The 24,684-nt window shown below is 69.0% G+C and carries 23 protein-coding genes; 7 read left to right on the top strand and 16 right to left on the bottom strand.

Annotated elements, in window-relative coordinates; translation table 11 throughout:
• The first annotated feature begins 9 nt into the window (after nt 1–9).
• Both ACVK00_RS16380 and ACVK00_RS16375 read left to right on the top strand, forming a co-directional pair.
• Complete coding sequence (locus ACVK00_RS16380; protein WP_006754241.1) at nt 10–771, top strand: SDR family oxidoreductase; 762 nt, start codon at nt 10–12, stop codon at nt 769–771.
• 230 nt (nt 772–1,001) lie between these two features.
• Nucleotides 1,002–2,900 carry an ArnT family glycosyltransferase gene (locus ACVK00_RS16375; RefSeq protein ID WP_354122999.1) on the top strand — a complete coding sequence of 633 codons (1,899 nt, stop codon included), beginning with the start codon at nt 1,002–1,004 and terminating at the stop codon, nt 2,898–2,900.
• 101 nt (nt 2,901–3,001) lie between these two features.
• On the opposite strand, the gene ACVK00_RS16370 is transcribed toward ACVK00_RS16375, so the two are convergent.
• The 14 genes from ACVK00_RS16370 to ACVK00_RS16305 form a co-directional block, all read right to left on the bottom strand.
• Nucleotides 3,002–3,619 (bottom strand): DUF924 family protein, encoded by a 618-nt coding sequence (locus ACVK00_RS16370; protein ID WP_284891015.1) that lies wholly within the window; start codon nt 3,617–3,619, stop codon nt 3,002–3,004.
• Nucleotides 3,616–4,347, bottom strand: coding sequence for an alanyl-tRNA editing protein (locus tag ACVK00_RS16365; RefSeq protein ID WP_228905023.1), 732 nt, complete (start codon nt 4,345–4,347; stop codon nt 3,616–3,618). The genes ACVK00_RS16370 and ACVK00_RS16365 overlap by 4 nt, the downstream gene beginning before the upstream one ends.
• 103 nt (nt 4,348–4,450) lie before the next feature.
• Nucleotides 4,451–4,861 (bottom strand): group II truncated hemoglobin, encoded by a 411-nt coding sequence (locus tag ACVK00_RS16360; protein WP_006754237.1) that lies wholly within the window; start codon nt 4,859–4,861, stop codon nt 4,451–4,453.
• Nucleotides 4,862–4,904: 43 nt separating this feature from the next.
• Entirely contained in the window at nt 4,905–7,409 is a 2,505-nt protein-coding gene (locus ACVK00_RS16355; protein ID WP_354123052.1) for an ABC transporter permease, read from the bottom strand.
• A gap of 107 nt (nt 7,410–7,516) precedes the next feature.
• The gene (locus ACVK00_RS16350; RefSeq protein WP_012364337.1) at nt 7,517–8,134 is read right to left on the bottom strand and encodes a DUF4126 domain-containing protein; all 618 of its coding nucleotides are present in this window, start codon (nt 8,132–8,134) and stop codon (nt 7,517–7,519) included.
• Nucleotides 8,135–8,356: 222 nt separating this feature from the next.
• Nucleotides 8,357–8,677 (bottom strand): quaternary ammonium compound efflux SMR transporter SugE, encoded by a 321-nt coding sequence (gene sugE, locus ACVK00_RS16345; protein WP_228905025.1) that lies wholly within the window; start codon nt 8,675–8,677, stop codon nt 8,357–8,359.
• A 160-nt stretch (nt 8,678–8,837) separates the two neighbouring features.
• Entirely contained in the window at nt 8,838–9,122 is a 285-nt protein-coding gene (locus ACVK00_RS16340; RefSeq protein ID WP_284891016.1) for a putative hemolysin, read from the bottom strand.
• Between the two features lie 161 nt (nt 9,123–9,283).
• A complete protein-coding gene (gene kdpE, locus ACVK00_RS16335; RefSeq protein ID WP_059468136.1) occupies nt 9,284–9,982 on the bottom strand; it encodes a two-component system response regulator KdpE in 699 nt (232 codons plus the stop codon).
• Complete coding sequence (locus ACVK00_RS16330; RefSeq protein WP_284891017.1) at nt 9,975–12,809, bottom strand: sensor histidine kinase; 2,835 nt, start codon at nt 12,807–12,809, stop codon at nt 9,975–9,977. The genes kdpE and ACVK00_RS16330 overlap by 8 nt, the downstream gene beginning before the upstream one ends.
• Before the next feature lie 145 nt (nt 12,810–12,954).
• Nucleotides 12,955–13,536 (bottom strand): potassium-transporting ATPase subunit KdpC, encoded by a 582-nt coding sequence (gene kdpC, locus ACVK00_RS16325; protein ID WP_284891018.1) that lies wholly within the window; start codon nt 13,534–13,536, stop codon nt 12,955–12,957.
• 24 nt (nt 13,537–13,560) lie between these two features.
• Nucleotides 13,561–15,672 carry a potassium-transporting ATPase subunit KdpB gene (kdpB, locus tag ACVK00_RS16320; protein WP_228905031.1) on the bottom strand — a complete coding sequence of 704 codons (2,112 nt, stop codon included), beginning with the start codon at nt 15,670–15,672 and terminating at the stop codon, nt 13,561–13,563.
• A gap of 45 nt (nt 15,673–15,717) precedes the next feature.
• Entirely contained in the window at nt 15,718–17,523 is a 1,806-nt protein-coding gene (gene kdpA, locus ACVK00_RS16315; protein ID WP_228905033.1) for a potassium-transporting ATPase subunit KdpA, read from the bottom strand.
• Entirely contained in the window at nt 17,520–17,612 is a 93-nt protein-coding gene (gene kdpF, locus ACVK00_RS16310; protein WP_006752209.1) for a K(+)-transporting ATPase subunit F, read from the bottom strand. Before kdpF ends, kdpA begins: the two co-directional genes overlap by 4 nt.
• Before the next feature lie 307 nt (nt 17,613–17,919).
• Nucleotides 17,920–18,894, bottom strand: a complete 975-nt coding sequence (locus ACVK00_RS16305) for a quinone oxidoreductase family protein (protein WP_166725070.1) — start codon at nt 18,892–18,894, stop codon at nt 17,920–17,922.
• 372 nt (nt 18,895–19,266) lie between these two features.
• On the opposite strand from ACVK00_RS16305, the gene ACVK00_RS16300 reads away from it, so the two are divergent.
• Both ACVK00_RS16300 and ACVK00_RS16295 read left to right on the top strand, forming a co-directional pair.
• A complete protein-coding gene (locus tag ACVK00_RS16300; protein WP_175677880.1) occupies nt 19,267–19,620 on the top strand; it encodes a Rap1a/Tai family immunity protein in 354 nt (117 codons plus the stop codon).
• A 15-nt stretch (nt 19,621–19,635) separates the two neighbouring features.
• The gene (locus ACVK00_RS16295) at nt 19,636–20,103 is read left to right on the top strand and encodes a T6SS effector amidase Tae4 family protein (RefSeq protein ID WP_284891050.1); all 468 of its coding nucleotides are present in this window, start codon (nt 19,636–19,638) and stop codon (nt 20,101–20,103) included.
• A gap of 141 nt (nt 20,104–20,244) precedes the next feature.
• Here the strand turns inward: ACVK00_RS16295 and ACVK00_RS16290 are convergent, their stop codons facing one another.
• Both ACVK00_RS16290 and ACVK00_RS16285 read right to left on the bottom strand, forming a co-directional pair.
• Nucleotides 20,245–20,637, bottom strand: coding sequence for a methylglyoxal synthase (locus ACVK00_RS16290; RefSeq protein ID WP_228905037.1), 393 nt, complete (start codon nt 20,635–20,637; stop codon nt 20,245–20,247).
• A 55-nt stretch (nt 20,638–20,692) separates the two neighbouring features.
• On the bottom strand, nt 20,693–21,472 hold the full coding sequence (locus tag ACVK00_RS16285; protein WP_284891052.1) for an SDR family oxidoreductase: 780 nt from the start codon (nt 21,470–21,472) through the stop codon (nt 20,693–20,695).
• 223 nt (nt 21,473–21,695) lie between these two features.
• Between ACVK00_RS16285 and upp the strand changes: the two genes are divergently transcribed.
• The 3 genes from upp (at nt 21,696) to purD (ending at nt 24,677) form a co-directional block, all read left to right on the top strand.
• A complete protein-coding gene (gene upp / locus ACVK00_RS16280) occupies nt 21,696–22,346 on the top strand; it encodes a uracil phosphoribosyltransferase (RefSeq protein ID WP_006478229.1) in 651 nt (216 codons plus the stop codon).
• 216 nt (nt 22,347–22,562) lie between these two features.
• Nucleotides 22,563–23,291, top strand: coding sequence for a YebC/PmpR family DNA-binding transcriptional regulator (locus ACVK00_RS16275; RefSeq protein ID WP_006752214.1), 729 nt, complete (start codon nt 22,563–22,565; stop codon nt 23,289–23,291).
• A gap of 105 nt (nt 23,292–23,396) precedes the next feature.
• Nucleotides 23,397–24,677 carry a phosphoribosylamine--glycine ligase gene (gene purD, locus ACVK00_RS16270; RefSeq protein WP_006752215.1) on the top strand — a complete coding sequence of 427 codons (1,281 nt, stop codon included), beginning with the start codon at nt 23,397–23,399 and terminating at the stop codon, nt 24,675–24,677.
• The last annotated feature ends 7 nt before the right edge of the window (nt 24,678–24,684 follow it).

Here is a 24,684-nt window from a genome sequence, read left to right as displayed (position 1 = left end):
CCACGCGCGATGCCCGCACCGTCCGATCGCAAAGCCGTCCTGATCACCGGCGCGAGCCGCGGCATCGGCCGCGCGACCGCCGTACTCGCGGCCGAGCGCGGCTGGGACGTCGGCATCAACTACGCGCGTGACGCGGCGGCCGCCGAACTGACCGCGCAAGCCGTTCGCGACGCCGGCGCACGCGCGTGCGTCGTCGCCGGCGACGTCGCGAACGAAGCGGACGTCATCGCGATGTTCGATGCAGTCACGGCGGCGTTCGGCCGCCTCGATGCACTTGTCAACAATGCGGGGATCGTCGCGCCGTCGATGTCGCTCGCCGACATGCCGGTCGACCGGCTGCGGCGGATGTTCGACACCAACGTGCTCGGCGCCTACCTGTGTGCGCGCGAAGCCGCGCGCCGGCTGTCCACCGACCGCGGCGGGCGCGGCGGCGCGATCGTCAACGTGTCGTCGATCGCGTCCCGGCTCGGTTCGCCGAACGAGTACGTCGACTACGCGGGCTCGAAAGGCGCGGTCGATTCGCTGACGATCGGCCTGGCGAAGGAGCTCGGCCCGCACGGCGTGCGCGTCAACGCGGTGCGCCCGGGCCTGATCGAGACCGAAATTCATGCAAGCGGCGGCCAGCCGGGCCGCGCGGCGCGCCTCGGCGCGCAGACACCGCTCGGCCGTGCGGGCGAAGCGCAGGAGATCGCCGAGGCGATCGTCTGGCTGCTCGGCGACGCGGCGTCATACACGACGGGCGCCCTGCTCGACGTCGGCGGCGGACGATAATCGCCCTCCAAGGCACCAAAACGGGCCGACTGAAACATTCCCTTGGTCACGACACCACAAATCTCCACAATATCGTGACCATTTCAGTAAACGTTCGTAACAGTTCCATGCTTTACTAGCGCCAAGCCTGAAAACGGCCGGTCACCGGCTGTCTTTCTCGCCTTGATGTGCCCCTTATTGGTTCCGGCCCATGTCGCCGGACCGGCTTGACCCGACCGAGATCTTTTTCCATGCCCGGAACCGCAGCACCCGGCCGGCGACGCACGTCCTCCGTGCCCGCTTCGGCCACGCACGCCCGATCAGCCGCCGATCCCGACCTCAACGCGACGCTCAATGCCGCCGGCACGCCCGCCGTGGCCGGCGCGAGCGCGACGAACGGCGTCGGCGATCGCGTGCTGCGGCTCGGCTGGCGCGTCTGGCTGCTGGTCGCCGCGCTGGTCTGCGCGTATACGCTGCCGGGCGTGCTCGGCCACGATCCGTGGAAGCAGGACGAAACCTATACGTTCGGCATCATTCAGCACATGCTCGAGACGGGCGACTTCGTCGTACCGACCAACGCCGGCCTGCCCTTCATGGAAAAGCCGCCGCTCTACGCGTGGGTCGCGACGAGCCTCGCGTGGCTGCTGCAGCGCGTGATGCCGCTGCACGACGCGGCACGGCTCGCGAGCGCGCTGTTCGCCGCGCTTGCGTTCGGCTTCATCGCCCGCGCGGCACGCAGTGCCAGCCGGGCCCAAGGCTGGCTCGAGCTGCGCGTAATGGGCCCCGTCGTGCTGAGCGCGGGCACGCTCGTCGTCATCAAGCACGTGCACGACATGATGACGGACGTCGCGCTGTTCGCCGGCACGGCAATGGCCTTCTGCGGCCTGCTCGAGCTCGTGATGCAGCACGTCGCGCGCGCGCAGCAGATGCGGCATGCGCTGCCGATGCAGCCGTCGAGCCGCTGGGCCGCGCCGATGTTCGGCGCGGGCGTCGGCATCGCGCTGATGGCGAAGGGGCTGTTCGTGCCGCTGGTGTTCGCCGCCACGCTCATGGGCGCGCTGGTGCTCTACCCCGCCTGCCGTACGCGCGCGTTCGCGCGCTCGCTCGGAGTCGCCGCGCTCGTGTTCGCACCGTTCGCGCTGATCTGGCCAACCGCGCTGTTCCTGCGCTCCGAGACGCTGTTCATGACGTGGTTCTGGGACAACAACGTGGGCCGCTTCTTCGGCTTCTCGGTGCCGGAACTCGGCGCGGAAAACGACAAGCCGTTCTTTATCCTGCGTGCGTTCCTGCTCGTCGGCTTCCCGGTCGCGCCGCTCGCGATCGTCGCGCTGGCGCGCGGCGCATGGCGGGACTGGCACGCGCCGCGCATCGCGCTGCCCGTGCTGTTCGCCGGCATCGGCCTCGCGGTGCTGCAAGTGTCCGCGACCTCGCGCCAGCTCTACATCCTGCCGTTCTTCGCGCCGCTCGCGCTGGTCGCCGCGCAGGCGATCGAACGCCTGCCGCGCGGGCTGCATCTCGCCTGGGATTACCTGAGCCGCCTGCTGTTCGGTACCGCCGTCGCGCTCGCGTGGGTGATCTGGGCGGTGATGGCCGATCCGCGCGCATCGCGGGCGAGCCTCGCCCCGCTCGGCCGCTGGCTGCCGCTCGACTGGACGATGCCGATCGAGCCCGGGTTCGTGATCGGCGCGCTGGTGCTGACCGTCGGCTGGCTGTGGCTGCTGCCCAAGCTGCGCACGACCGGCCTGTGGCGCGGCGCGCTGTCGTGGGGCGCGGGCGCGCTGGTGGCATGGGGCCTCATATATACGCTGCTGCTGCCGTGGCTCGACGTCGCGAAGAGCTACCGGTCGGTGTTCGACGACCTGAACGCGCATCTCGCGCTCGAATGGAGCGACGGCGACTGCATGGCGAGCCTGCACGGGCTCGGCGAGTCGGAAGCGCCGATGCTGTACTACTTCTCCGGGATCCAGCACACGCCGATCGACGACGCGAAGACGACACGCTGCACGTGGATGATCGTCCAGGGCGTGCGGGCCGTCGATCCGGCGCCGGGCAGCGAATGGAAACTGTTCTGGACCGGCGCGCGCCCGGGCGACAACGAGGAACTGCTGCGCGTCTACGTGCGCACGCCTGAAGAACACGACGCGCCGTGATGCAAGGCGGCGCCGCGCAACGGCGCCGTCATGATCTCCGGCATGCGACTCAAGCGGCGCGCGAGCGCCGCGTCACGCCCGGCGCGCCACCGCTGCGCACGTCAAAACGACGAACCGGGCTCGCGCAGGAATGCCGCCTCTTCATCGGTCGACGCGCGGCCGAGAATCGCGTTCCGGTGCGGGAACCGCCCGAAGCGCTCGACCACCGCCGCATGGCGCAGCGCGAAGTCGTGATAGCTCTCGCACCCGGCCTCGCCGCGAATGCCCGCGCACAGCCGCACGGCCTCGCGCTGGCTCTCATCCGACTCGTCATGTTCGAACGGCAGGTACGCAAACGCGCGGTGATGGCCGCTCGGCAGTTGCGCGTCCCACCCGGCCGCGACGACACGCCGTGCGAGCGCCAATGCCTTCGGATCGGCGGCGAATGCGCGCGGCGTGCCACGATGAATGTTGCGCGAGAACTGGTCGAGGACCACGATCAGCGCGAGCGCGCCAAGCGGCGTGGCGGCCCAGCGATCGCACGCGCCGTCGCACGCGGCGTCGAGCAACGCGCCGTAGCGCGTGCGCAGCACGTCGTCGAACGCCGCGCCGCCGTTGAACCATACCTTGCGCGCGTGGCCGAACTCGGCCGAATCCGGCTCGCCGAACCAGAAATCGAGAATCTCGCGCGCTTGCGGATCGAGCGCCGCGGCGCTGTCCGTCAGGTTGTCGATCGTCATGCAAACTCCAGTACGAGGCGCCGTGTCCGCGCGCTCTTCTTTTCAAGTTTGGCGACCCGCAGGTCGCCGATTTCCGACGTATTGTGCACGTGCGTGCCGCCGCACGGCTGCAGGTCGACGCCGGCGATGCGCAGCAGCCGCACGCGGCCCAGCCCCATCGGCGGCTTCACGCTCATCGTGCGCACGAGCTCGGGCCGCTCGGTCATCTCCGCGTCGGTGATCCATTCGGTCGTGACCGCATGCGCGCCGCGGACCAGCTCCGCGAGACGGCGCTCGACGTCGACGCGATCGATCGCGTCGGACGTCGCGAAATCCAGCCGCACGTAGTCGGCCGTCACGCTGCAGCCGTCGACCGGGTACGGCAGCACCGCGCACATCAGGTGCGCGGCCGTATGCAGCCGCATGTGCCGGTAGCGGCGCGGCCAGTCGAGGTCCGCGACCACGCGCGCGCCGGGCGTGAGCGCCGCCACGCGCGCTTCCTGGCCCGGCGCGGGCACGTGCACGGCGTCGTCGGGGGTTGCGCCGTCGAACTTCGCCTTGCGCGTGTCGGCGATCGCGATCGTGCCGCCGTCGGGCAGCGTCAGCATGCCGCTGTCGCCAGCCTGGCCGCCGCCGAGCGGATAGAACACGGTGCGGTCGAGCCGGATGCCGTCATCGCCGACGGCCGCGACGACGGCGTCGCATTGCGTCAGATAGGCGTCTTCGCGAAACAGGGCCTGGGTCGTCATCGGGGGACCTCGTATCGATCGGGGAAACGGTCAGTGTCGCGCCGCACCGGATCGGCACCCATACGCAGATCGTCCAGCGTCCGGGCAGCGGCGTACCGGTCGATCAACCGGGCCGGTTGCGCATCCAGTCGGCCGTGTCGTAGAACGAATGCATGAGCCGCTCGCGCAGCGGCTCGGGCAAGCCGGTGTCCTCCATCGCCCACGCCATGCAGCGCAGCCACTGGTCGCGCTCGACCGACGCGATCGGGAACGGCAGGTGCCGTGCGCGCAACCGCGGGTGGCCGAACCGGCTGATGTAGTGGTCGGGGCCGCCGAGCCAGCCGCACAGGAACCAGAACAGCTTGTCGCGCGAACCGTCGAGCGACGCCGGATGCAACGCGCGAATCTCCGCGAACTCGGGCTCGAGGTCCATCAGGTCGTAGAAACGGTCCACCATCTCGCGCACGCGGGCTTCGCCGCCCACGAGCTCGAACGCCGTCGGCTGCGACGGCGCATCATCATTCACATCGGTCATTACGGATAATCGGAAACGGGATATTCGGGGCCGCCGGCGACGCTCAGGCGTCGCGCAGCGACTGCAGCGCGGGGCGCCGCAACACATTATGCAGGCTCAGCCAGCCGGCCGCACCGGCGCACGCGACGCCGGCCGCGATGCCGGCCGGCACGAGCCACGGATCGACGGCGAGCTGGAAGTCGAACACGCGCGATGCAAGCACCCAGCCGACCGCGATCGCGCCCGCCGACGCCAGCGCGCCGGCGAGCGCGCCGACGACGATGAATTCCGCGCGCTGCACCGCATTGACCTGCGCGCGCGACGCGCCGAGCGCGCGCAGCAGCGCGGCCTCGTGCACACGCTCGTCGCGTGAGCCGGCGAGCGCCGTGTACAGCACGAGCACGCCGGCCGCGAGCGTGAACCCAAACAGGAACTGCACCGCGCCGACCACCTGCAGCATCATCCGCTGCAGCTGCGCGAGGATCGGCGCGACGTCGATCGCGGTGAGGTTCGGGTAGCGCGCGATCAGCGGATCGAGCAGCGCCGCCTGCTCGGCAGGCAGGTGGAAGCTCGTCAGGTAGACGGCCGGGAAATCCTTCAGCACGGGCGGCGGCATCAACACGAAGAAATTGACGCGGAACGAGCCCCAGTCGAGCTTGCGCACGCTGGTGATCGGCGCATCGACCGTCAGCCCCGTCACGTCGAAGCGCAGCGTGTCGCCCGGCTTCACGTTCAGGATCTTCGCGAGCCCGTCCTCGATCGAGATCTCCGGCCTGGCCGAGTGGCCAAACCAGTCGCCCGCGACGATCCGGTTGTCGGACGGGAGCTCGGTCGTATACGACAGGTTGAATTCACGGTCGACGAGCCGGCGCGCCTCGTCCGACGGATACGCGTCCGGGTTCACCGGCTTGCCGTTGATCGCGACGAGCCGGCCGCGCACCATCGGCGCGGGCACCGCGTCGCGCACGCCGTGCGCGGCGAGCCACGCCGCGACGTCGTCGCGCTGGTCGGGCTGGATGTCGATCAGGAACTCGTTCGGCGCATCGGGCGGCGTCGACTGCCGCCAGCCGGCGACCAGATCGTTGCGCGTGATCGCGATCAGCAGCAGGCACATCAGGCCCAGCGCGAGCGCGGTGATCTGCAGCGCACTCGCCGTGCCGCGCCGGTGCAGCGACGCGAGCGCGTAGCGCCAGCCGATGCCCGCGGCCACGCGCGCATTGCGCACCGCGCGCGCCGCCGCGTACAGCACGAGCCGCGCGATCAGCGAGAAACCGACCAGCGCGCCGGCGAACCCACCCGCCACGATCAGTCCGAGCTTCAGGTTGCCCGCCGCGACGATCAGCAACCCCGCGAACAGCACGACGCCGATCGCATACGCGGCCCACGCGATACGCGACGCGTCGCCCCAGTCGCGCCGCAGCACGCGCACCGGCGGCACGCGCGTGAGCGGCGCGAGCGGCGGCAGCGCGAAGCCGAGCAGCAGCACGAGCGCGGCGCCGACCCCGACGAGCGCGGGCCAGAGTGTCGGCGGCGGCAGCGCGACCTCGATCAGGCCGCCGAGCGCAGCCAGCAGCGCCCAGTGGCCGCCGTAGCCGAGCACCGCGCCCGCGATGCCCGAGACGATGCCGATGCCCGCGAATTCGAGCGCGAACAGCGCGCCGAGCGTGCGGCGGCTCACGCCGAGACAGCGCATCGTCGCGCAGCCGTCCAGATGGCGCCGCATGTAGCGCTGCGCGGCCATCGCGATCGCCACCGCCGCGAGCAGCGCGGTCAGCAGCGCGACGAGCGTCAGGAAATGGCGTGCGCGATCGTGCGTCTGGCGCACCTGCGGCTGACCTTCCTGCAGCGATTCGAGGCCGACGCCGCGCAGCTTGCCGCCGTCGACGCGCCCGTGCGCGTAGGCCTCGAAGCGCGCGACGGCCGGCGTGTCGCCGGCAATCAGCAGCCGGTACGTGACGCGGCTGCCGTAGCCCGTGAGCCCGGTCGCGGCGAGTTCGTCCGCGCGCATCATCAGCCGCGGCGAGAAATTGACGAACGAGAAGCCACGATCGAGCTCGCGGGAGATCGACGCGGCGACCGTGAACGTGCGCAGCCCGACGCGCACGGTGTCCCCCGCCTTCAGATGCAACGCATCGAGCAGCGCGGGATCGGCCCACACGGTGCCGGGCGCGGGAATCGCAGTCGCCTTGTGCGCGGCGCTCGCGCCGGCCGGCACGATCTCGACCGCGCCGCGCAGCGGATAGTCGGGCGATACGGCCTTGACGGCCGCGAGGCGCGCGGGTGCCGCGTCGCTCGCGTGACCGCCGGCGGCCGACGCGATCATGCTCGGGAAGATGGCGGTCGTCGCGGTGCGCAGCCCGAGTGCGCGCGCCTCCTGATCGAACGACGGATCGACGGGATGGTCGGCACGCACGACGAAATCGGCGCCGAGCATCTGGCGCGCGTCGCGCTCGAGCCCCTGGCGCAACCGGTCGGCGAGAAAACCGACGCTTGTCAGCGCCGCGACCGCGAGCACCAGCGCCAGCACGAGCAGCGTCAGCTCGCCGGCACGCCAGTCGCGTGCGGTCATCCGCGCGGCCTGGTGGATCAGGTCGTGCCAGCCGAAGCGGCCGGCATGGCCGGGCCGCCCGGCCGGCGACGGGTCAGCGTGCTGCCGCTCGGCGGGTGACGGCGCCTTCAATCGCGCTTGCCCCCGATCGAGTTGAGCCGCGTCACCATGTGGTTGGCCATCCCGCGGAATCCGCCGGACACGCCGCGCCACAGACGCGGCAGCGCCCACGCCGACGCCGCGATGAACGCCGCGAGCAGCACGAGGAATGCGAGCGGAACGAAGAACGCGAGCGCGAGGCCACCGAACACGAGCCCGTCCTCGGTAGACGACGCGACCCAGTTGGAGATCGGTTCCGGAGACAGGTTGATCAGCGCGCGCGTGCCGGCCTTCGCGACGTGCGCGGCGCCGGCGAGCGAACCGCCAGCCAGCCCGGCGACCGCGAGCACGGTCGGGTCGGCATGACCGAGCGCACCGGCGGCCAGCACCGCGCCGGCCGGAATGCGGATGAACGTGTGCACGGCGTCCCACAGCGAGTCGAACGCGGGAATCTTGTCGGCGAGGAATTCGGTGACGGCGAGCACGGCGGCGGCGCCGATGACCCACGGCGACGTCAGGACCGCCAGCGTATCGGGCAGATGAAGCCAGCCGACCCGCGCGAGCACGCCGGCGATCAGAACCGTCAGGTAAAGGCGCAGCCCGCTCGCCCACGCGAGCCCCGCGCCGAGCGAAATGGCTTCGATCATGGCCCTCTCCTTGCACGTGCCGTGCGATTTGCCGATTGATCGGATCGAGTCGGTATGACCGGCCGCGGGGCGCGTGGCGACCGGCCCCGCCTGCCGCGAACGGCGCAACGGCATTCAGGCCCGAATGCGTTCCATTATAGACAGGCTGTCAGGAGGGTCGACGCAATTCCGCGGTGCGTCACGGCCGGGCGCGGGCGCCAGCCGGCGCCCGGCAGGTCGGCATCAGGCAGCGGACGACAGTTTCAGGCCGACCAGCCCGAGCACGATCAGCGACGCGCTCGCGACGCGGGCGACGGTCAGCGCCTCGCCCATCATGACGATCCCGAACACGAACGCGCCGACCGCGCCGATACCCGTCCACACCGCATACGCGGTGCCGAGCGGCAGCTGGCGCATCGCGACCGCGAGCAGCCCGAAGCTGGCGAGCGACGTGACGATCGTAAACACCGACGGCCAGAGTTTCGTGAAACCCTCTGACGATTTCATGCCGGCCGCCCAGGCCACTTCCAGCAAACCGGCGATCAACAACAATACCCACGCCATCTCGATTACTCCGTATCGGATGGGGCCGTCCCCGTTGAATCGAATGACCCGGGGTCGTCCCCGGGCGGCGCCGAGTATAACAAGAGGCTTACAGGTATGCAGGATGCCCACATTGAGAATCGGGCCGGAACATGGTCCGGCCGCGGCGGCCACGCCGCGCTCAGTTCGACACGCGCTTGGCGCCGCCACCGCCGACGCAACGGTCGTCGCGGTACAACGCCCATTCGTCGCACACGCGGCCGTCCTTGAACACGCACATCCCGATCTGACCGCTCGGCAGGTTGCGGATCATGTGGCGGCCGCCGAGCTTCACGCAGTTGACCGACGCGGGATTGGCAAGCGCCGCTTGCGGCGCCGAAGGCTGCTGCCCGGGCGGCAGCGGCTGCGAGAACGCGCCGGACGCGGCAAGCGCCAGCGCACACATGACGACCAGACGGACGGACATTGGACGCTCCTCGGTTTCGTTCGCGCAACGGTCAGCATAGCGGGGAATGCGTGGCGGGTGTGCGCGGCCGGCGCGTGCGGCGGCGATGTCGCGCCGATGCAACTTCACCGGCGGGCGGCCTTGCATTCCGGCCGCATCACGCGGCGGGCATCACGCCGCGATCACGCGGCGCCCACGAGTCGGTAGCCGACGCCCGTCTCGGTGACGATGTGCTCGGGCTGCGCGGGATCGCGCTCGAGTTTCTGGCGCAGGTGCGCCATGTAGATGCGCAGATAGTGGTGGCTCTCGACATGCGACGGGCCCCACACGTCGCGCAGCAGCTGGCGATGCGTGAGCACGCGTCCCGCATGCCGCACGAGCGTCGCGAGCAGCCGGTACTCGAGCGGCGTCAGGTGCACGATCTCGCCGTCGCGCCACACCTGGCGCAGCGCGAGATCGACGCTCACGCTGCCGAAGCTGACCTTCGGCGATTCGTTCGCGCCGCCCTGGTTGCGCCGGCGCAGTTGCGCGCGGATCCGCGCGCGCAGTTCGGACACGCCGAACGGCTTGGTCAGGTAGTCGTCGGCGCCCGCGTCGAGCGCGGCGACCTTCTCCTCTTCCTGTGTGCGCGCGGACAGCACGATCACCGGCACTTCCGACCAGCCGCGCAACTCGCGGATCACGTCGAGGCCGTCGGTATCGGGCAGACCGAGGTCGACGATCACGAGATCGGGCTTGCGGGTCGCCGCGTCGATCAGCCCCTGCTTGCCCGTCTCCGCCTCGAACACGGCGATGTCCTCCTCTTCGAGCGCGGCGCGCACGAAACGGCGGATCTGTTTTTCGTCCTCGATCAGGACGACGGTCAGGCTCGGTTCACTCATGATCTGGCAATGGCTCGGAGGGTGACGGTGCGCCGGGCACGTCGAGGTCGTCGGGTACGGCAGGCACGGCCGGCGGCGTGTCGACCGGCAGCGTGAACCAGAAGCGCGCCCCCGTCACGCGGCCGTCGGGCCCGGTCCGGTTGAGCGCGCCGATTCTACCGCCGTGCGCCTCGACGATCGCGCGGCAGATCGCGAGGCCGAGCCCGATGCCCGGCGTCGCCGATTCCTTCTCGCCGCGCGTGAACTTGTCGAAGATGCGCGTTTCCATCCCGCTCGGCAAGCCCGGGCCGTGATCGTCGACGTGCACGCGCACGAACGGGCGCCCGTCGTCGGTCACGCGTGCCGCGCCGATGTCGATCGGCGTGTCGGCCGGCGTGTACTTCGCCGCGTTCTCGAACAGGTTGGTGAGCAGCCGCTCCATCAGCACCGCGTCCATCTGCAGGAGCGGCAGGTCGGCCGGCAGCGACACGCGCGCGGGATGGTGCGCGAGCACGCGCTTGCATGCGGCGAGCGCGGCGCCGACGGTTTCCTCGAGCAGCGACCACTCGCGCTTGAGCTGCACGCTGCCGGCCTGCAGCCGCGCCATGTCGAGCAGGTTCGTGACGATGCCCGTCATCCGCAGCGCCTCGTCGTGGATCGCGTCGACGAGTTCGCCTTCGCGCTGCGCGGACCGTTCGGCCGCCGGCGTGTGCGGCGCGGCCGCGCGCGCGTTCGCGAGCATCGACGAAAAGCCGACGATCGTCGTGAGCGGCGTGCGCAGGTCGTGCGAGATCGCCGACAGTAGCGAGTTGCGCAGCCGCTCGGACTCCATGTTGACGAGCGCATCGCGCGCGATCTCGACGTAGTGCACGCGTTCGAGCGCGAGCGCGATCTGCGCGGCGAACGCATCGAGCATGCGCAGCTGCTCGGGCACCTCGAGCTCGCGCGGCTCGCGCGACGCCACCGCGAGCACGCCGCGCGTGCGCATCGGCGCCTTCAGCGGCAGGTACAGCGCGGCGGTCGCGGGCAGCGTGTCGGTGCCGCGGCCGGCCGGCTTCTGCTGGTCGTACACCCACTGGCCGACGTCGCTGTCGAGATCCGCGCCCGTCAGCGTGACGGCCTCGTCGGGTTCCTCGATCTTCTGCCGCACCTGGTCCGCGCTGTCGGGCAGCAGGAACGCGACGCGCGCGCGGAACACCTCGCCCACGTGGCGGCTGCCGATCTCGACGATCTGTTCCGTCGTCAGCGCCGCGCCGAGTTCGCGCGCCATCGCGTAGATCGCGCCGGTCCGGCGCTCGCGGTGCTGCGCGACGCTCGCCTGGCGCGTCAGCGTCGACGTCAGGTGGCTGATCACGAGCGACGTGAGCAGCATCCCGAAGAAGGTCAGCAGGTATTGCGTGTCGCTGACCGAGAACGACATGCGCGGCGGCACGAAGAAATAGTCGAACGCCGCGACCGACAGGAACGACTGCAGCACGCCCGGGCCACGTCCGAGCCGCACGGCCGAGAACACGACGCCGAGCAGGTACAGCATCACGAGGTTCGTGAGGTCGAGCCGTGCGGATACGAGGCTCGCGACGCCGGTGATCGCCGCGCAGATCGCGGCGGCGTACAGGTAGTGTCGCGGCGGCGAACGCCGCGTGCCGAATTGCGCGAACGCATCGCGCCAGTCGCGGGCGCGCGCGTCGAGCGGCACCGCGCGCACTTCGTCGCTCGCCGACGCACGGATCAGCATCAGGTCGACGTCGCCCGCGCGTTCGGCGAGCTTTTCGCCGAACGGCCGCGCGAAGCGGCGCGCGAGCCCGACCTTCGGCGAGCCGCCCGCGACGATCTTCGACACGTTGCGCACCTTCGCATAGCCGATCAGCGCGGCAACTGCGTCGTCGCCAGCGAGCGTGGCCGTCTCCGCGCCGAGCTCGGCCGCGAGCTTCAGCGCATCGAGCGTGCGCTGCCGCCGCGCGTCGGGCAGCCGCTGCAGCCGCGGCGTCTCGACGTACACGGCGATCCAGTCGGCCTTCACGCTCGCGGCGAGCCGCGCGGCCGCGCGCACCAGCGTCGGCGCCTCGGGACCGGGCCCGACGCACACGAGCAAGCGCTCGCGCGCCTGCCAGATGCGCTGGATCGAACGATCGGCGCGGTACTCGCGCATCTGCGCGTCGACGCGGTCGGCCGTGCGCCGCAGCGCCAGTTCGCGCAGCGCGATCAGGTTGCCCTTGCGGAAGAAGTTGCGCACCGCGCGCTCGGCCTGCTGCGCGAGATACACCTTGCCGTCGCGCATCCGCTCGAGCAGCTCCTCGGCCGGCAGGTCGACCAGCGTGACCTCGTCGGCCGCGTCGAACACGCGGTCGGGCACGGTCTCCCACACGCGAATGCCGGTGATCGCGCCGACCACGTCGTTCAGGCTTTCGAGGTGCTGGACGTTGACGGTGGTGTACACGTCGATGCCCGCATCGAGCAGTTCGTAGACGTCCTGCCAGCGCTTCAGGTGACGTGCGCCCTGCACGTTCGAATGCGCGAGCTCGTCGACGAGGATCAGCTGCGGGGCGCGCGCGAGCGCGCCGTCGAGGTCGAATTCGGCGAGCGTGCGGCCGCGATAGTCGATGCGCGCGAGCGGCAGCACGTCGAGGCCGTCGAGCAGCGCGGCGGTTTCGCCGCGGCCGTGGGTCTCGACGATGCCGACGACGACGTCGACGCCGTCCTGCAGCCGCTGGCGCGCGGCCTGCAGCATCGCGTAGGTCTTGCCGACGCCCGCGGACGCGCCGAAGAAGATCTTGAGCTGGCCGCGCCGCTGCTTTTCTTCGTCGCGCTGCAGCTTGTCGAGGAGTTGGTCGGGATCGGGGCGGTTCATGCGTGAGGAAGGCGAAGCGCCGGATTGCGCGCGAGTATCGGCATTGTTGTTCCAAATCGCCGCAAAAGGCAAAGACGGCGCAGGCGCCGTCGGAAAAGTCGGACCCGGCGCGCCGCAAGCCGCGCCGGGAAGCCCGCGTCCACTTTCAGTGCGCGGCCTGCGCCGCGTCGAGCGCGAGGTTCAGCTTCAGCACGTTCACGCGCGGCTCGCCGAGCACGCCGAACTGGCGGCCCGCCGTGTTCGCGGCGACGAGCTGCGCGACCGCGTCGGCCGTCAGGTTGCGCGCCTTCGCGACGCGCTCCACCTGGTACGCGGCGGCGGCCGGCGTGATCTCCGGATCGAGGCCGCTCGCCGAGGCCGTCACGAGGTCGACCGGCACGGGCTTCGACAGGTCGGTGCCCGCGTCGCGCAGCGCGGCGATGCGCGCCTTCACCTGGTCGGCGAGCGACGGATTCAGCGGGCCGAGGTTCGAGCCGCCGGAGCCGCTCGCGTTGTACGGCATCGGCGAGGTGGCCGACAGCCGGCCCCAGAAGTACTTCGGCGCATCGAACGGCTGGCCGATCAGCGCGGAGCCGACCGCACGGCCGTCCTTCTCGATCAGGCTGCCGTTCGCCTGCGACGGGAACACGGCCTGGCCGAACACGGTCATCACGGCCGGGTAAGCGAATCCCGTCACGACGGTCAGTACGACAAAGATCACGACGAGCGGGCGAATCAACGTTTTCATGATGGTTCCTTCAGGTACAGCACATCAGGCCCAGCCGAGTGCGGCGAGCGTCATGTCGATCAGCTTGATGAACGGGAACGGCAGCAGCAGGCCGCCGAGGCCGTACACCAGCAGGTTGCGGCGCAGCAGCGACGCGGCGCCGAGCGGCCGGTAGGGGACGCCCTTCAGCGCGAGCGGAATCAGCGCGACGATGATCAGCGCGTTGAAGATCACCGCCGACAGGATCGCGGATGCCGGCGAGCTCAGGTGCATGATGTCGAGCACGCGCAGTTGCGGGTACGTGGTCACGAACGCGGCCGGGATGATCGCGAAGTACTTCGCGATGTCGTTCGCGATCGAGAACGTCGTCAGCGAGCCGCGCGTCATCAGCATCTGCTTGCCGATCTCGACGATCTCGATCAGCTTCGTCGGGTTCGAATCGAGGTCGACCATGTTGCCGGCTTCCTTCGCCGCCTGCGTGCCGGTGTTCATCGCCACGGCCACGTCGGCCTGCGCGAGCGCCGGCGCATCGTTGGTGCCGTCGCCCGTCATCGCGACGAGCCGGCCGGCCGTCTGGTGCTCGCGGATCGTCGCGAGCTTGGTTTCCGGCGTCGCTTCCGCGAGGAAATCGTCGACCCCCGCCTCCGCCGCGATCGCCGCTGCCGTCAACCGGTTGTCGCCCGTCACCATCACGGTCTTGATGCCCATCTTGCGCAGCTCCGCGAAGCGCTCCTTGATGCCGCCCTTCACGATGTCCTTCAGCTCGATCACGCCGAGCACGCGCGCCACGCCGTCATGCAGGTCGGCCACGACGAGCGGCGTGCTGCCGCGGCGCGCGACGTCGTCGACCGCGCGGCGCACTTCTTCCGGGAAGCGGCTGCCGTGCGTCTCGACATAGCGGCGAATCGCGTCGGCCGCGCCCTTGCGGATCTCGCGACCGGGCGCCCCGGCGGAAGTCCCCTCGGGGAACAGATCGACGCCGCTCATGCGCGTCTGCGCGGAAAAGCTGAGGAACGTCGCGTGCAGTTGCGCCATGTCGCGCTGGCGGATGTTGAAGCGTTCCTTGGCCAGCACGACGATGCTGCGGCCTTCCGGCGTTTCGTCGGCGAGCGACGACAGCTGCGCGGCATCGGCCAGCGCTTCCTCGGTCACGCCCGGCGCGGGCACGAACATCGACGCCTGGCGATTGCCCAGCGTGATCGTGCCGGTCTTGTCGAGCAGCAGCACGTCGACGTCGCCGGCCGCTTCCACCGCGCGGCCCGACGTCGCGATCACGTTCGCCTGCATCATCCGGCTCATCCCCGCCACGCCGATCGCGGACAGCAGGCCACCGATCGTCGTCGGGATCAGGCACACCAGCAGCGCGACGAGCGCGGTGATCGTCACCACGTGACCGGCCTTCATCGCTTCGACCGAGAACATCGAGAACGGCAGCAGCGTCGCGGTCGCGAGCAGCATCACGATCGTCAGCGCGACGAGCAGGATCGTCAGCGCGACCTCGTTCGGCGTCTTCTTGCGCTTCGCGCCTTCGACCATCGCGATCATCCGGTCGAGGAACGCCTCGCCGGGGTTCGCGGTGACCTTCACGACGATCCAGTCGGACAGCACGCGCGTGCCGCCCGTCACCGACGAGAAGTCGCCGCCCGACTCGCGGATCACCGGTGCGGATTCGCCGGTGATCGCCGATTCGTCGACCGAGGCGACGCCGTCGATCACCTCACCGTCGGCCGGGATCACGTCGCCGGCCTCGACCAGCACGACGTCGCCACGGCGCAGCTCGGACGCGGTCGTGATGCGGATCGGCGACTTCGGATGCGGCTCGTTCAGCTTCTTCGCCATCACATCCTTCTTCGCGCTGCGCAGCGACGCGGCCTGCGCCTTCGAACGCCCTTCGGCGAGCGCTTCGGCGAAGTTCGCGAACAGCACGGTGAACCACAGCCACAGCGCGATCGCGAGGATGAAGCCCGCCGGCGCCTCGGCCTGGCCGGCGAGTGCCGCGATCCACAGAATCGTGGTCAGGATGCTGCCGACGTACACGCAGAACATCACCGGGTTGCGGAACTGCGTGCGCGGCGTGAGTTTCTTGAACGAGTCCACGATCGCCGGACGCACCAGCGCCGGATCGAACATGGACCGTGTTGCGGAATGTTGAGTCATTGCGATCTCTTCAGTCTTTTCAAGGTGTCGCGATGCGGGCGCGCGTTACGCGCCCAGCCACATCATCAGATGTTCGACGCCCGGGCCCAGCGCGAGCGCCGGCACGTAGGTCAGCGCGCCCACCAGCAGCACGGTGCCGAGCAGCAGCACGACGAACAGCGGACCGTGCGTCGGCAGCGTGCCGCTCGTCACCGCGATGCGCTTCTTCGCAGCGAGCGAGCCGGCGATCGCCAGCACCGGCACGATCGTGCCGAAACGGCCGAACCACATCGCGATCGCGGTCATCCAGTTGTAGAACGGCGTGCCGACCGTGAGGCCCGCGAACGCGCTGCCGTTGTTGTTCGCGGCCGAGCTGAACGCGTACAGGATTTCCGAGAAGCCGTGCGGGCCCGGGTTCGCGATGCCGGCCTTGCCTGCGTCGGCCAGCACCGCGATCGACGTGCCGACCAGCACGAGCAGCGGCGTGAGCAGCACGACGATCGACACCATCTTCATCTCGTACGACTCGATCTTCTTGCCGACGTATTCGGGCGTGCGGCCGATCATCAGGCCGGCGACGAACACCGCGAGCAGCGCGAACACGAGCATCCCGTAGAGGCCCGAACCGACACCGCCGAAGACCACCTCGCCGAGTTGCATCAGCAGCATCGGCACGAGGCCGCCGAGCGGCGTCAGCGAATCGTGCATCGTGTCGACCGCGCCGCACGACGCGGCCGTCGTCGCGACCGTGAAGATGCCGGTCTGCGCGATCCCGAAGCGCGTTTCCTTGCCTTCCATGTTGCCGCCCGGCTGCAGCGCGCCGGCCGACTGGTCGACGTGAAGCGCGGCGAGCGTCGGGTTGCCGGCCTGCTCGGCGCTCACCTCGACGCCGATCGCGACCGCCAACGCGACCGTCATCGCCGCGAGCACCGCAATGCCCTGCCGGCGGTCGCCGATCATGCGGCCGAACACCAGGCACAGCGCGGCCGGGATGATCAGGATCGAGAAGATCTGCAGGAAGTTCGCGAACGGCGTCGGGTTCTCGTACGGATGGGCGGAGTTCGCATTGAAGAAGCCGCCACCATTGGTGCCGAGCATCTTGATCGCTTCCTGCGACGCGACCGGGCCCATTGCGAGCGTCTGCTTGACGAGCGGGGTCGGCACCGTCACCGGGTTGCCCTTGTCGTCCTTCACCGGGCTGCCCTGCGCGTCGAGCTTCGGCGCCGCGTAGGTGCTCGCCTGCAGCACCGGCACGTCCTGGTACGCCTTCATGTTCTGGATCACGCCCTGGCTCATCAGCAGCGCGGCGACGAGCGCGGCCATCGGCACGAGCACGTACAGCGTCACGCGCGTGAGGTCGACCCAGAAGTTGCCGATGGTCTGCGCGGTGTGGCGCGCGAAGCCGCGGATCAGCGCGATCACGACGATGATGCCGGTCGCCGCCGACAGGAAGTTCTGCACGGTCAGGCCGAGCATCTGCGTCAGGTAGCTGACCGTCTGCTCGGGTGTGTAGTCCTGCCAGTTCGTGTTGGTGACGAAGCTGACGGCCGTGTTGAACGCACCGTCGGGCGTCATCGCGCCGAATTGCTGCTGGTTGCCGGGCAGAAAGCCCTGCAGGCGCAGCAGCCCGTATAGGAACAGTACGCCGAGCGCGTTGAACGCAATCGTCGCGATCGCGTATTGCTTCCAGTTCATTTCGGTGCCGGCGTCGACGCCGGCGATGCGATACAGCGCGCGCTCGAGCGGCCCGAACACGCGCACGACGCGCGAGCTGCCGTCCATCACGCCGGTCAGGTAGCGCGCGACGGGCACGGCCGCCGCGAGCAGCACGACGATGAACAGCAGCGTCTGCAACAGGTTGTTCGCGTTCATTCGATGTCCTCCGCGCGCAGCAGCGCAAAGACGAGGTACGCGAACAGCAGGGCCGTCGAGGCGCCCGCCAGCCAAAGCATCCAGGTCATGCTCGCCCCCCGCGACCGTATTGCACGAGCTTCTCGCAACCGGCAAGCAAACCGAGGATCAGCGCGGTGAACAGCACCAGTGCACCGATGAAAACCCCATCCATTTTTGTGTTCTCCGTCGTCGAAATCTGACGACTCGAACATTATGGGAATGCGCGTAAAGGACGGGTCAAAGGTGATCGGGCGGGTGTAAAAAACGCGTAAACGCGTGCAGCGGAGGACGGCGGGCGGGACAGGAGCAGGACGGGCGGCGGCCGGCGCCGCCCGCAAGGGCGCGTGCCGGCGGGGTGCCGGCACGAAGGGAGCGTCAGGGAATGAGGATCGTCGAGCCGGTCGTCTTGCGCGATTCGAGGTCGGCATGCGCGCGGCCGACTTCCGCGAGCGGATAGCGCTGGTTGATGCTCGTCTTCACCTTGCCCGACAGGATCACGTCGAACAGCTCGGCGGCCGCGGCTTCGAGATCGGCGCGCTTCGCGATGTACGTGAACAGCGTCGGCCGCGTGAAGAACAACGAGCCGCGCGACGCGAACTCCTTCGAGTCGATCGCCGGCAGCGGGCCCGATGCATTGCCGAAGCTGACGAAGTAGCCGAGCGGCGCGAGGCAGTCGAGCGAACCGATGTAGGTGTCCTTGCCGATCGAATCGTAGACGACCGGCACGCCCGCGCCGTTCGTGATCTCCTTCACGCGCTGCGTGAAGTTCTCGCGCGTATAGACGATCGGATGATCGCAGCCGTGCGCCTTCGCGAGCGCGGCCTTCTCGTCGGAACCGACCGTCCCGATCACGGTCGCGCCGAGCGCCTTCGCCCACTGGCACACGAGCAGGCCGACGCCGCCGGCCGCCGCATGGATCAGGATCGTGTCGCCGGCCTTCACCGGGTAGGTGCGGCGCAGCAGGTAGTGCGCGGTCAGCCCCTGCAGCATCACCGAGGCCGCGTCGTCATAGCTGATTCCGTCCGGCAGCTTCACGAGCCGCTCGGCCGGCATCACGCGCTCCTGCGCATACGCGCCCGGCGGCTGCCCGACGTACGCGACGCGATCGCCCGCCTTGAGCGCGGTCACGCCGTCGCCGACGGCCGTCACCTCGCCCGCCGCCTCCATCCCGAGGCCGCCGGGCAGCGGCTGCGGATAGAGGCCCGTACGGAAATACACGTCGATGTAATTGAGCCCGACCGCGTGCTGCCGGATGCGGACTTCGCCCGCTTTCGGCGCGCCGACCTCGACATCGACCCACTTCATCACGTCCGGGCCGCCCGGCTGGTCGTATCGGATTGCTTTCGGCATCGTTTCGCTCCTCGTTTGTCTGGAAATCGGATCTGGCAAACGCGTCAATGTCGCCCGATAGGCGATGCATGCAGACGCAGGGCTCAGCGCCTGATTCTCGCGCGTCGTATGCAGCGCGTCGCCGAAATCCCTTCACGTCCGTAGGGTTTTCGCGAAAGAGGGATGGCACGACGTCCAGCCGGTCATGCGCAACACTTTGTCACCTTCAAGTCACGACTTGCAGGGTAGATGAAATGGACGCCGGGTACGCGACGGCAAAGCGCTGCCGCCCGGCGGCCCCGCGTGCCGTGCCCTGCCGTGGAGCGTCGAAGGAAGCTGCGGGGAAGACGGCCATGCTATTTTGCTTTTCGCCGAATCCACGAGCCCCATGCCATGAACGTCTTTGTCATCCGAAGTGTGTTTGTTTTCGCGTCGTTGTCGGCAAGCATCGGCATCGCACACGGCGCAGGGGTACCGCGTGTCGACGGCACCCGACTACTCGACGGCATGAGCCGCACCGACAACACGCCGTACGCCGACGCCGAGCGTCACGCCATGACCGGTTATCTGGCCGGCGTGGCCGATACTTCCGAAGGCAAGGACTGGTGCGACAACGGGCGCGTCAAACCGGGAGAAATCGATTCCGAAGTACTCGGCGATCTCCGGAAACTACCGAACGTTGCGTTGCGGGCAAACGCAGCAGGACTGGTCATCCGCATCCTGCAACAAAAATATCCTTGCCGTTGATCGGAGAACATTTGTTTGAGACCGCACTTTTCTTTGCTGAGCAGCCACTACCCGAGCAACAGAACCGTTTCGCGGGAAGCGCTTTACGAGGCATTGGGCTGGCAGGACCTGATCTCCAATCCGTCGTATGCGAATACCTGCGCCATCCGGGTCAGCCTGGCACTCGTCAGGAGCGGCATGACATTGCGCGGCGGGCTCATGATTCAGAAAGGTCCGCACCGGGGGCGGCGCATTGAAGCCGGACAAGCCAGACTGGCCAGAATGCTGACAGAGCCGGCGTATTTCGGCAAAGCCGAAGTGTTTCGGCGGGACGACGCGACAGCCGGCATTGCCGGCAGAAAAGGCGTGGTGGCGTTCTGGAATATCCCAGGCTACATGAACGGCCGTGGCGGCCACATCGACCTGATTGACGGTGAACGCGCCCTCTGCAGCTCGGATTGCTACTGGACGGCATCGACCGTGTGGTTCTGGCCGCTACGATGATCGCCGGTCCCCGATCTCGCCCGTCGCAATCGGCACCCATGTCGACACACCGCCGACACACCCTGAACGCTCGGCGTCATCTGCCGCATCCTCCACGCGACCGATGACGCCGACCGAGCGCGCTCATCTGTAGCCCGCGCCCTAGCAGACGTCCTGCATGTTCCGCGCCAGATCGTCGAGCAGCATCCGCGCGGTCGCGACGTTGGTCGCGACCGGCACGTCGTGCACGTCGCACGCGCGCACCAGCGCGGTGATGTCCGGATCGTGCGGCTGCGCGGTCATCGGGTCGCGCAGGAACACGACGATGTCGACGCGGCCGTCGGCCAGCTCCGCACCGATCTGCAGGTCGCCGCCGAGCGGCCCCGACAGCTTGCGCTCGACCTCGAGCCCGTGCGCGGCGGCGATGCGGCTGCCCGTCGTGCCCGTCGCGACCAGCCGGCATTGCGCGAGCGTCTCGCGGAACTGGCCCGTGAGCGCGACGATCTCGTCCTTCTTCGCGTCGTGCGCAATCAATGCGATGCGGGGTTTGCTCATCTCCGGTTCCTTCGTGGTTCGATGGTTGTCGTCTTCGTGAATGGCGGTGCGTGCGTCAGAAGGTGCCCGGATACGCGCCGCCGTCGAGCAGCCAGTTCTGCCCGGTGATATAGCCGGCATGCACGCTGCAGAGAAACGCGCACGCGGCGCCGAATTCGGCACGCGTGCCGAGGCGCCCGGCCGGGATCTCCTTCGCGCGCCGCGCGCGCAGTTCGTCGACCGTCACGCCCTGCGCCTTCGCCGACGCGGCAAGCGTCGTCGCGATCCGGTCGGTGTCGAACAGACCCGGCAGCAGGTTGTTGATCGTCACGCCCTGGCCGGCGACCTTGCGCGACAGCCCCGCGACGAAGCCGGTCAGCCCCGAGCGAGCGCCGTTCGACAGCGCGAGCACGTCGATCGGCGCCTTCACGGCCGAACTCGTGATATTGACGATCCGGCCGAAGCCGCGCCCGATCATCCCGTCGACGGTCGCGCGGATCAGCTCGATCGGCGTCAGCATGTTCGACTCGAGCGCGCGGATCCAGTCGTCGTGCGAGAAATCGCGGAAGTCGCCGGGCGGCGGCCCGCCCGCATTGTTCACGAGAATGTCCGGCTGCGGGCAGGCGGCGAGCGCGGCCGCGCGCCCGTCGGGCGTCGTGATGTCACACGCGACGGCGGTGACCGACACGTTCGCCCCGGCGCGGATCTCCTCGGCGGTTTCCTCCAGCGTATCGCGCGTGCGCGCGACGATCACGAGGTTCACGCCCTCGGCGGCCAGCGCTTCCGCGCAGCCGCGCCCGAGGCCCTTGCTCGCCGCGCACACGAGTGCGGTCTTTCCTGCGATGCCGAGATCCATCGTCGATTCCTTTATGGCGACGCGCGCCGGCGCGGCCCGGCTCGGCCGCATCGCCGGACGGGCGAACGGTCGCGAACGGGCTGACACGACGCGCGGATTGTCGTGAGACGTCGATAATATCCGGATCGCGCGGCGCGCCTTGGTAAAATTGCGGCCATAAGCGGCAGCCGGCTTGCGCCCGGCGCCGCCCCCGATCCCCTTTTGCCGTCAAGGCGCCCCCGTCATGAAACAGGACAGCCGTTTCCCGAATCTCTTCATCACCGATCACCCGCTGATCCAGCACAAGCTCACGCACATGCGCGACAAGGACACGTCGACGCGCACGTTCCGCGAGCTGCTGCGCGAAATCACGCTGCTGATGGGCTACGAGATCACCCGCAACCTGCCGATCACGACCAAGCGGGTCGAAACCCCGCTCGTCGCGGTCGACGCACCGGTGATCGCGGGCAAGAAGCTGGCGATCGTGCCCGTGCTGCGCGCGGGCATCGGGATGTCGGACGGCCTGCTCGACCTGGTCCCGTCCGCGCGGGTCGGCCACATCGGCGTGTACCGCGCGGAAGATCACCGCCCGGTCGAATACCTGGTGCGCCTGCCGGATCTCGAAGACCGCATCTTCATCCTGTGCGACCCGATGGTCGCGACCGGCTACTCGGCCGTGCACGCGGTCGACGTGCTCAAGCGCCGCAACGTGCCGGCCGCGAACATCATGTTCGTCGCGCTGGTCGCCGCGCCCGAAGGCGTGCAGGTGTTCCAGGATGCGCACCCTGACGTGAAGCTGTTCGTCGCGTCGCTCGACTCGCACCTGAACGAGCACGCGTACATCGTGCCGGGCCTGGGCGACGCGGGCGACCGCCTGTTCGGCACCAAGAACTGACGCGCCGCGGCCGGGCCGAACGGCCGGTGCGCGGCGACGGCCCGCACCGGCCGTTCGGCCATGCGCGGCGGCCCCGAAGCGACGGTCGCCGCGTGATAAAATCACGTTCTACTCGACACGCGCGGCCCCGCGGCATCACGCCCGCCGACACGGCCGCCGATTCAACGACACATTGGCACAATCGCCCGCGCAGCGCGCCCGGGCACGGAGAAAGGTATGGCTGGTCATTCGAAATGGGCCAACATCAAGCATAAGAAGGCAGCAGCCGACGCGAAGCGCGGCAAGATCTGGACCCGCCTGATCAAGGAAATCCAGGTCGCGGCCCGTCTCGGCGGCGGCGACGCGAATTCGAACCCGCGTCTGCGTCTCGCGGTCGACAAGGCGGCCGACGCCAACATGCCGAAGGACAACGTCAAGCGCGCGATCGACCGCGGTGTCGGCGGCGCGGACGGCGCGAACTACGAAGAAATCCGTTACGAAGGCTACGGCATCAGCGGCGCGGCCATCATCGTCGACACGCTGACAGACAACCGCACCCGCACGGTCGCGGAAGTCCGCCACGCATTCTCGAAGTTCGGCGGCAACATGGGCACCGACGGTTCGGTCGCGTTCATGTTCGATCACGTCGGCCAGTTCCTGTTCGCGCCCGGCACGTCGGAAGACGCGCTGATGGAAGCGGCGCTCGAAGCCGGGGCGGACGACGTCAGCACGAACGACGACGGCTCGATCGAGGTGCTGTGCGACTGGCAGGCGTTCTCGGCGGTGAAGGACGCGCTCGAAGCCGCGGGCTTCAAGGCCGAACTCGCCGAAGTGACGATGAAGCCGCAGAACGAAGTCGAATTCACCGGCGACGATGCGGCAAAGATGCAGAAGCTCCTGGACGCGCTCGAGAACCTCGACGACGTGCAGGAGGTGTATACGAACGCCGTCATCGTCGAGGAATGAGATGCCGGCCGCCGTGCCCACAGTCACGGCGGCGGCCCGACCGATTTCGCGGCCGGCGCGCCTGAGCGTGCCGGCCGCCCTGTTTTCTAGTCTGCGGGGAATCCCATGAAACTACTCGTCGTCGGTTCAGGCGGCCGCGAACATGCGCTCGCGTGGAAGCTCGCGCAATCGCCGCGCGTCCAGATGGTCTACGTCGCGCCCGGCAATGGCGGCACGGCGCAAGACGAGCGTCTGAAAAACGTCGACATCACGTCGCTCGACGCGCTGGCCGATTTCGCGGAAAGCGAAGGCGTCGCGTTCACGCTCGTCGGGCCGGAAGCGCCGCTCGCGGCCGGCATCGTCAACCTGTTCCGCGCACGCGGCCTGAAGGTGTTCGGCCCGACCCGCGAAGCCGCGCAGCTCGAAAGCTCGAAGGATTTCGCGAAGGCGTTCATGAAGCGTCACGGCATTCCGACCGCCGACTACGAAACCTTCTCCGACGCCGCCGCCGCGCACGCGTACATCGACGCGAAGGGTGCGCCGATCGTCGTGAAGGCCGACGGCCTCGCGGCCGGCAAGGGCGTCGTCGTCGCGATGACGCTGGAAGAAGCGCATGCCGCGGTCGACATGATGCTGTCGGGCAACAAGCTGGGGGATGCCGGCGCGCGCGTCGTGATCGAGGAATTCCTCGACGGCGAGGAAGCGAGCTTCATCGTGATGGTCGACGGCAAGCACGCGCTGGCACTGGCATCGAGCCAGGACCACAAGCGCCTGCTCGACGAGGACCGCGGCCCGAACACAGGCGGCATGGGCGCCTATTCGCCCGCGCCGATCGTCACGCCGCAGATGCACGCACGCGTGATGCGCGAAATCATCATGCCGACGGTCCGCGGGATGGAGAAGGACGGCATCCGCTTCACGGGCTTCCTGTACGCGGGCCTGATGATCGACAAGGAAGGCAATCCGCGCACGCTCGAGTTCAACTGCCGGATGGGCGACCCCGAGACGCAGCCGATCATGGCGCGCCTGAAGAGCGATTTCTCGAAGGTCGTCGAACAGGCGATCGCGGGCACGCTCGATTCGGTCGAGCTCGACTGGGATCGCCGCACCGCGCTCGGCGTCGTGCTGGCCGCGCACGGCTATCCGGACGCGCCGCGCAAGGGCGACCGCATCAACGGGATCCCGGCCGAGACGGCACAGGCCGTGACGTTCCACGCGGGCACGACGCTCGCCGAAGGCGACAAGCTCGTCACGTCGGGCGGCCGCGTGCTGTGCGTGGTCGGCCTCGCCGATTCGGTGCGCGAAGCGCAGCAGCATGCGTACGACACGATCAACCAGATCAATTTCGAAGGCATGCAGTACCGGCGCGACATCGGCTTCCGTGCACTGAACCGCAAGAGCGCGTGACGCACTG

It is taken from the genome of Burkholderia sp. PvR073, from assembly GCF_054055695.1.
This window is presented reverse-complemented; position numbering and strand designations above follow the sequence as displayed.

Excerpts from the sequence above, each read along its gene's own strand:
- kdpC (WP_284891018.1), bottom strand. The coding sequence starts at position 13,536 with ATGAAAACGTTGATTCGCCCGCTCGTCGTGATCTTTGTCGTACTGACC.
- ACVK00_RS16290 (WP_228905037.1), bottom strand. The coding sequence starts at position 20,637 with ATGAGCAAACCCCGCATCGCATTGATTGCGCACGACGCGAAGAAGGAC.
- ACVK00_RS16370 (WP_284891015.1), bottom strand. The coding sequence starts at position 3,619 with ATGACGATCGACAACCTGACGGACAGCGCCGCGGCGCTCGATCCGCAA.
- ACVK00_RS16350 (WP_012364337.1), bottom strand. The coding sequence starts at position 8,134 with ATGATCGAAGCCATTTCGCTCGGCGCGGGGCTCGCGTGGGCGAGCGGG.
- ACVK00_RS16340 (WP_284891016.1), bottom strand. The coding sequence starts at position 9,122 with ATGTCCGTCCGTCTGGTCGTCATGTGTGCGCTGGCGCTTGCCGCGTCC.
- ACVK00_RS16300 (WP_175677880.1), top strand. The coding sequence starts at position 19,267 with ATGAACGTCTTTGTCATCCGAAGTGTGTTTGTTTTCGCGTCGTTGTCG.
- kdpA (WP_228905033.1), bottom strand. The coding sequence starts at position 17,523 with ATGAACGCGAACAACCTGTTGCAGACGCTGCTGTTCATCGTCGTGCTG.
- ACVK00_RS16330 (WP_284891017.1), bottom strand. The coding sequence starts at position 12,809 with ATGAACCGCCCCGATCCCGACCAACTCCTCGACAAGCTGCAGCGCGAC.
- ACVK00_RS16285 (WP_284891052.1), bottom strand. The coding sequence starts at position 21,472 with ATGGATCTCGGCATCGCAGGAAAGACCGCACTCGTGTGCGCGGCGAGC.
- sugE (WP_228905025.1), bottom strand. The coding sequence starts at position 8,677 with ATGGCGTGGGTATTGTTGTTGATCGCCGGTTTGCTGGAAGTGGCCTGG.
- ACVK00_RS16365 (WP_228905023.1), bottom strand. The coding sequence starts at position 4,347 with ATGACGACCCAGGCCCTGTTTCGCGAAGACGCCTATCTGACGCAATGC.
- kdpE (WP_059468136.1), bottom strand. The coding sequence starts at position 9,982 with ATGAGTGAACCGAGCCTGACCGTCGTCCTGATCGAGGACGAAAAACAG.
- ACVK00_RS16305 (WP_166725070.1), bottom strand. The coding sequence starts at position 18,894 with ATGCCGAAAGCAATCCGATACGACCAGCCGGGCGGCCCGGACGTGATG.
- ACVK00_RS16355 (WP_354123052.1), bottom strand. The coding sequence starts at position 7,409 with ATGACCGCACGCGACTGGCGTGCCGGCGAGCTGACGCTGCTCGTGCTG.
- ACVK00_RS16380 (WP_006754241.1), top strand. The coding sequence starts at position 10 with ATGCCCGCACCGTCCGATCGCAAAGCCGTCCTGATCACCGGCGCGAGC.
- kdpF (WP_006752209.1), bottom strand. The coding sequence starts at position 17,612 with ATGACCTGGATGCTTTGGCTGGCGGGCGCCTCGACGGCCCTGCTGTTC.
- ACVK00_RS16275 (WP_006752214.1), top strand. The coding sequence starts at position 22,563 with ATGGCTGGTCATTCGAAATGGGCCAACATCAAGCATAAGAAGGCAGCA.
- ACVK00_RS16375 (WP_354122999.1), top strand. The coding sequence starts at position 1,002 with ATGCCCGGAACCGCAGCACCCGGCCGGCGACGCACGTCCTCCGTGCCC.
- upp (WP_006478229.1), top strand. The coding sequence starts at position 21,696 with ATGAAACAGGACAGCCGTTTCCCGAATCTCTTCATCACCGATCACCCG.
- ACVK00_RS16360 (WP_006754237.1), bottom strand. The coding sequence starts at position 4,861 with ATGACCGATGTGAATGATGATGCGCCGTCGCAGCCGACGGCGTTCGAG.
- purD (WP_006752215.1), top strand. The coding sequence starts at position 23,397 with ATGAAACTACTCGTCGTCGGTTCAGGCGGCCGCGAACATGCGCTCGCG.
- kdpB (WP_228905031.1), bottom strand. The coding sequence starts at position 15,672 with ATGACTCAACATTCCGCAACACGGTCCATGTTCGATCCGGCGCTGGTG.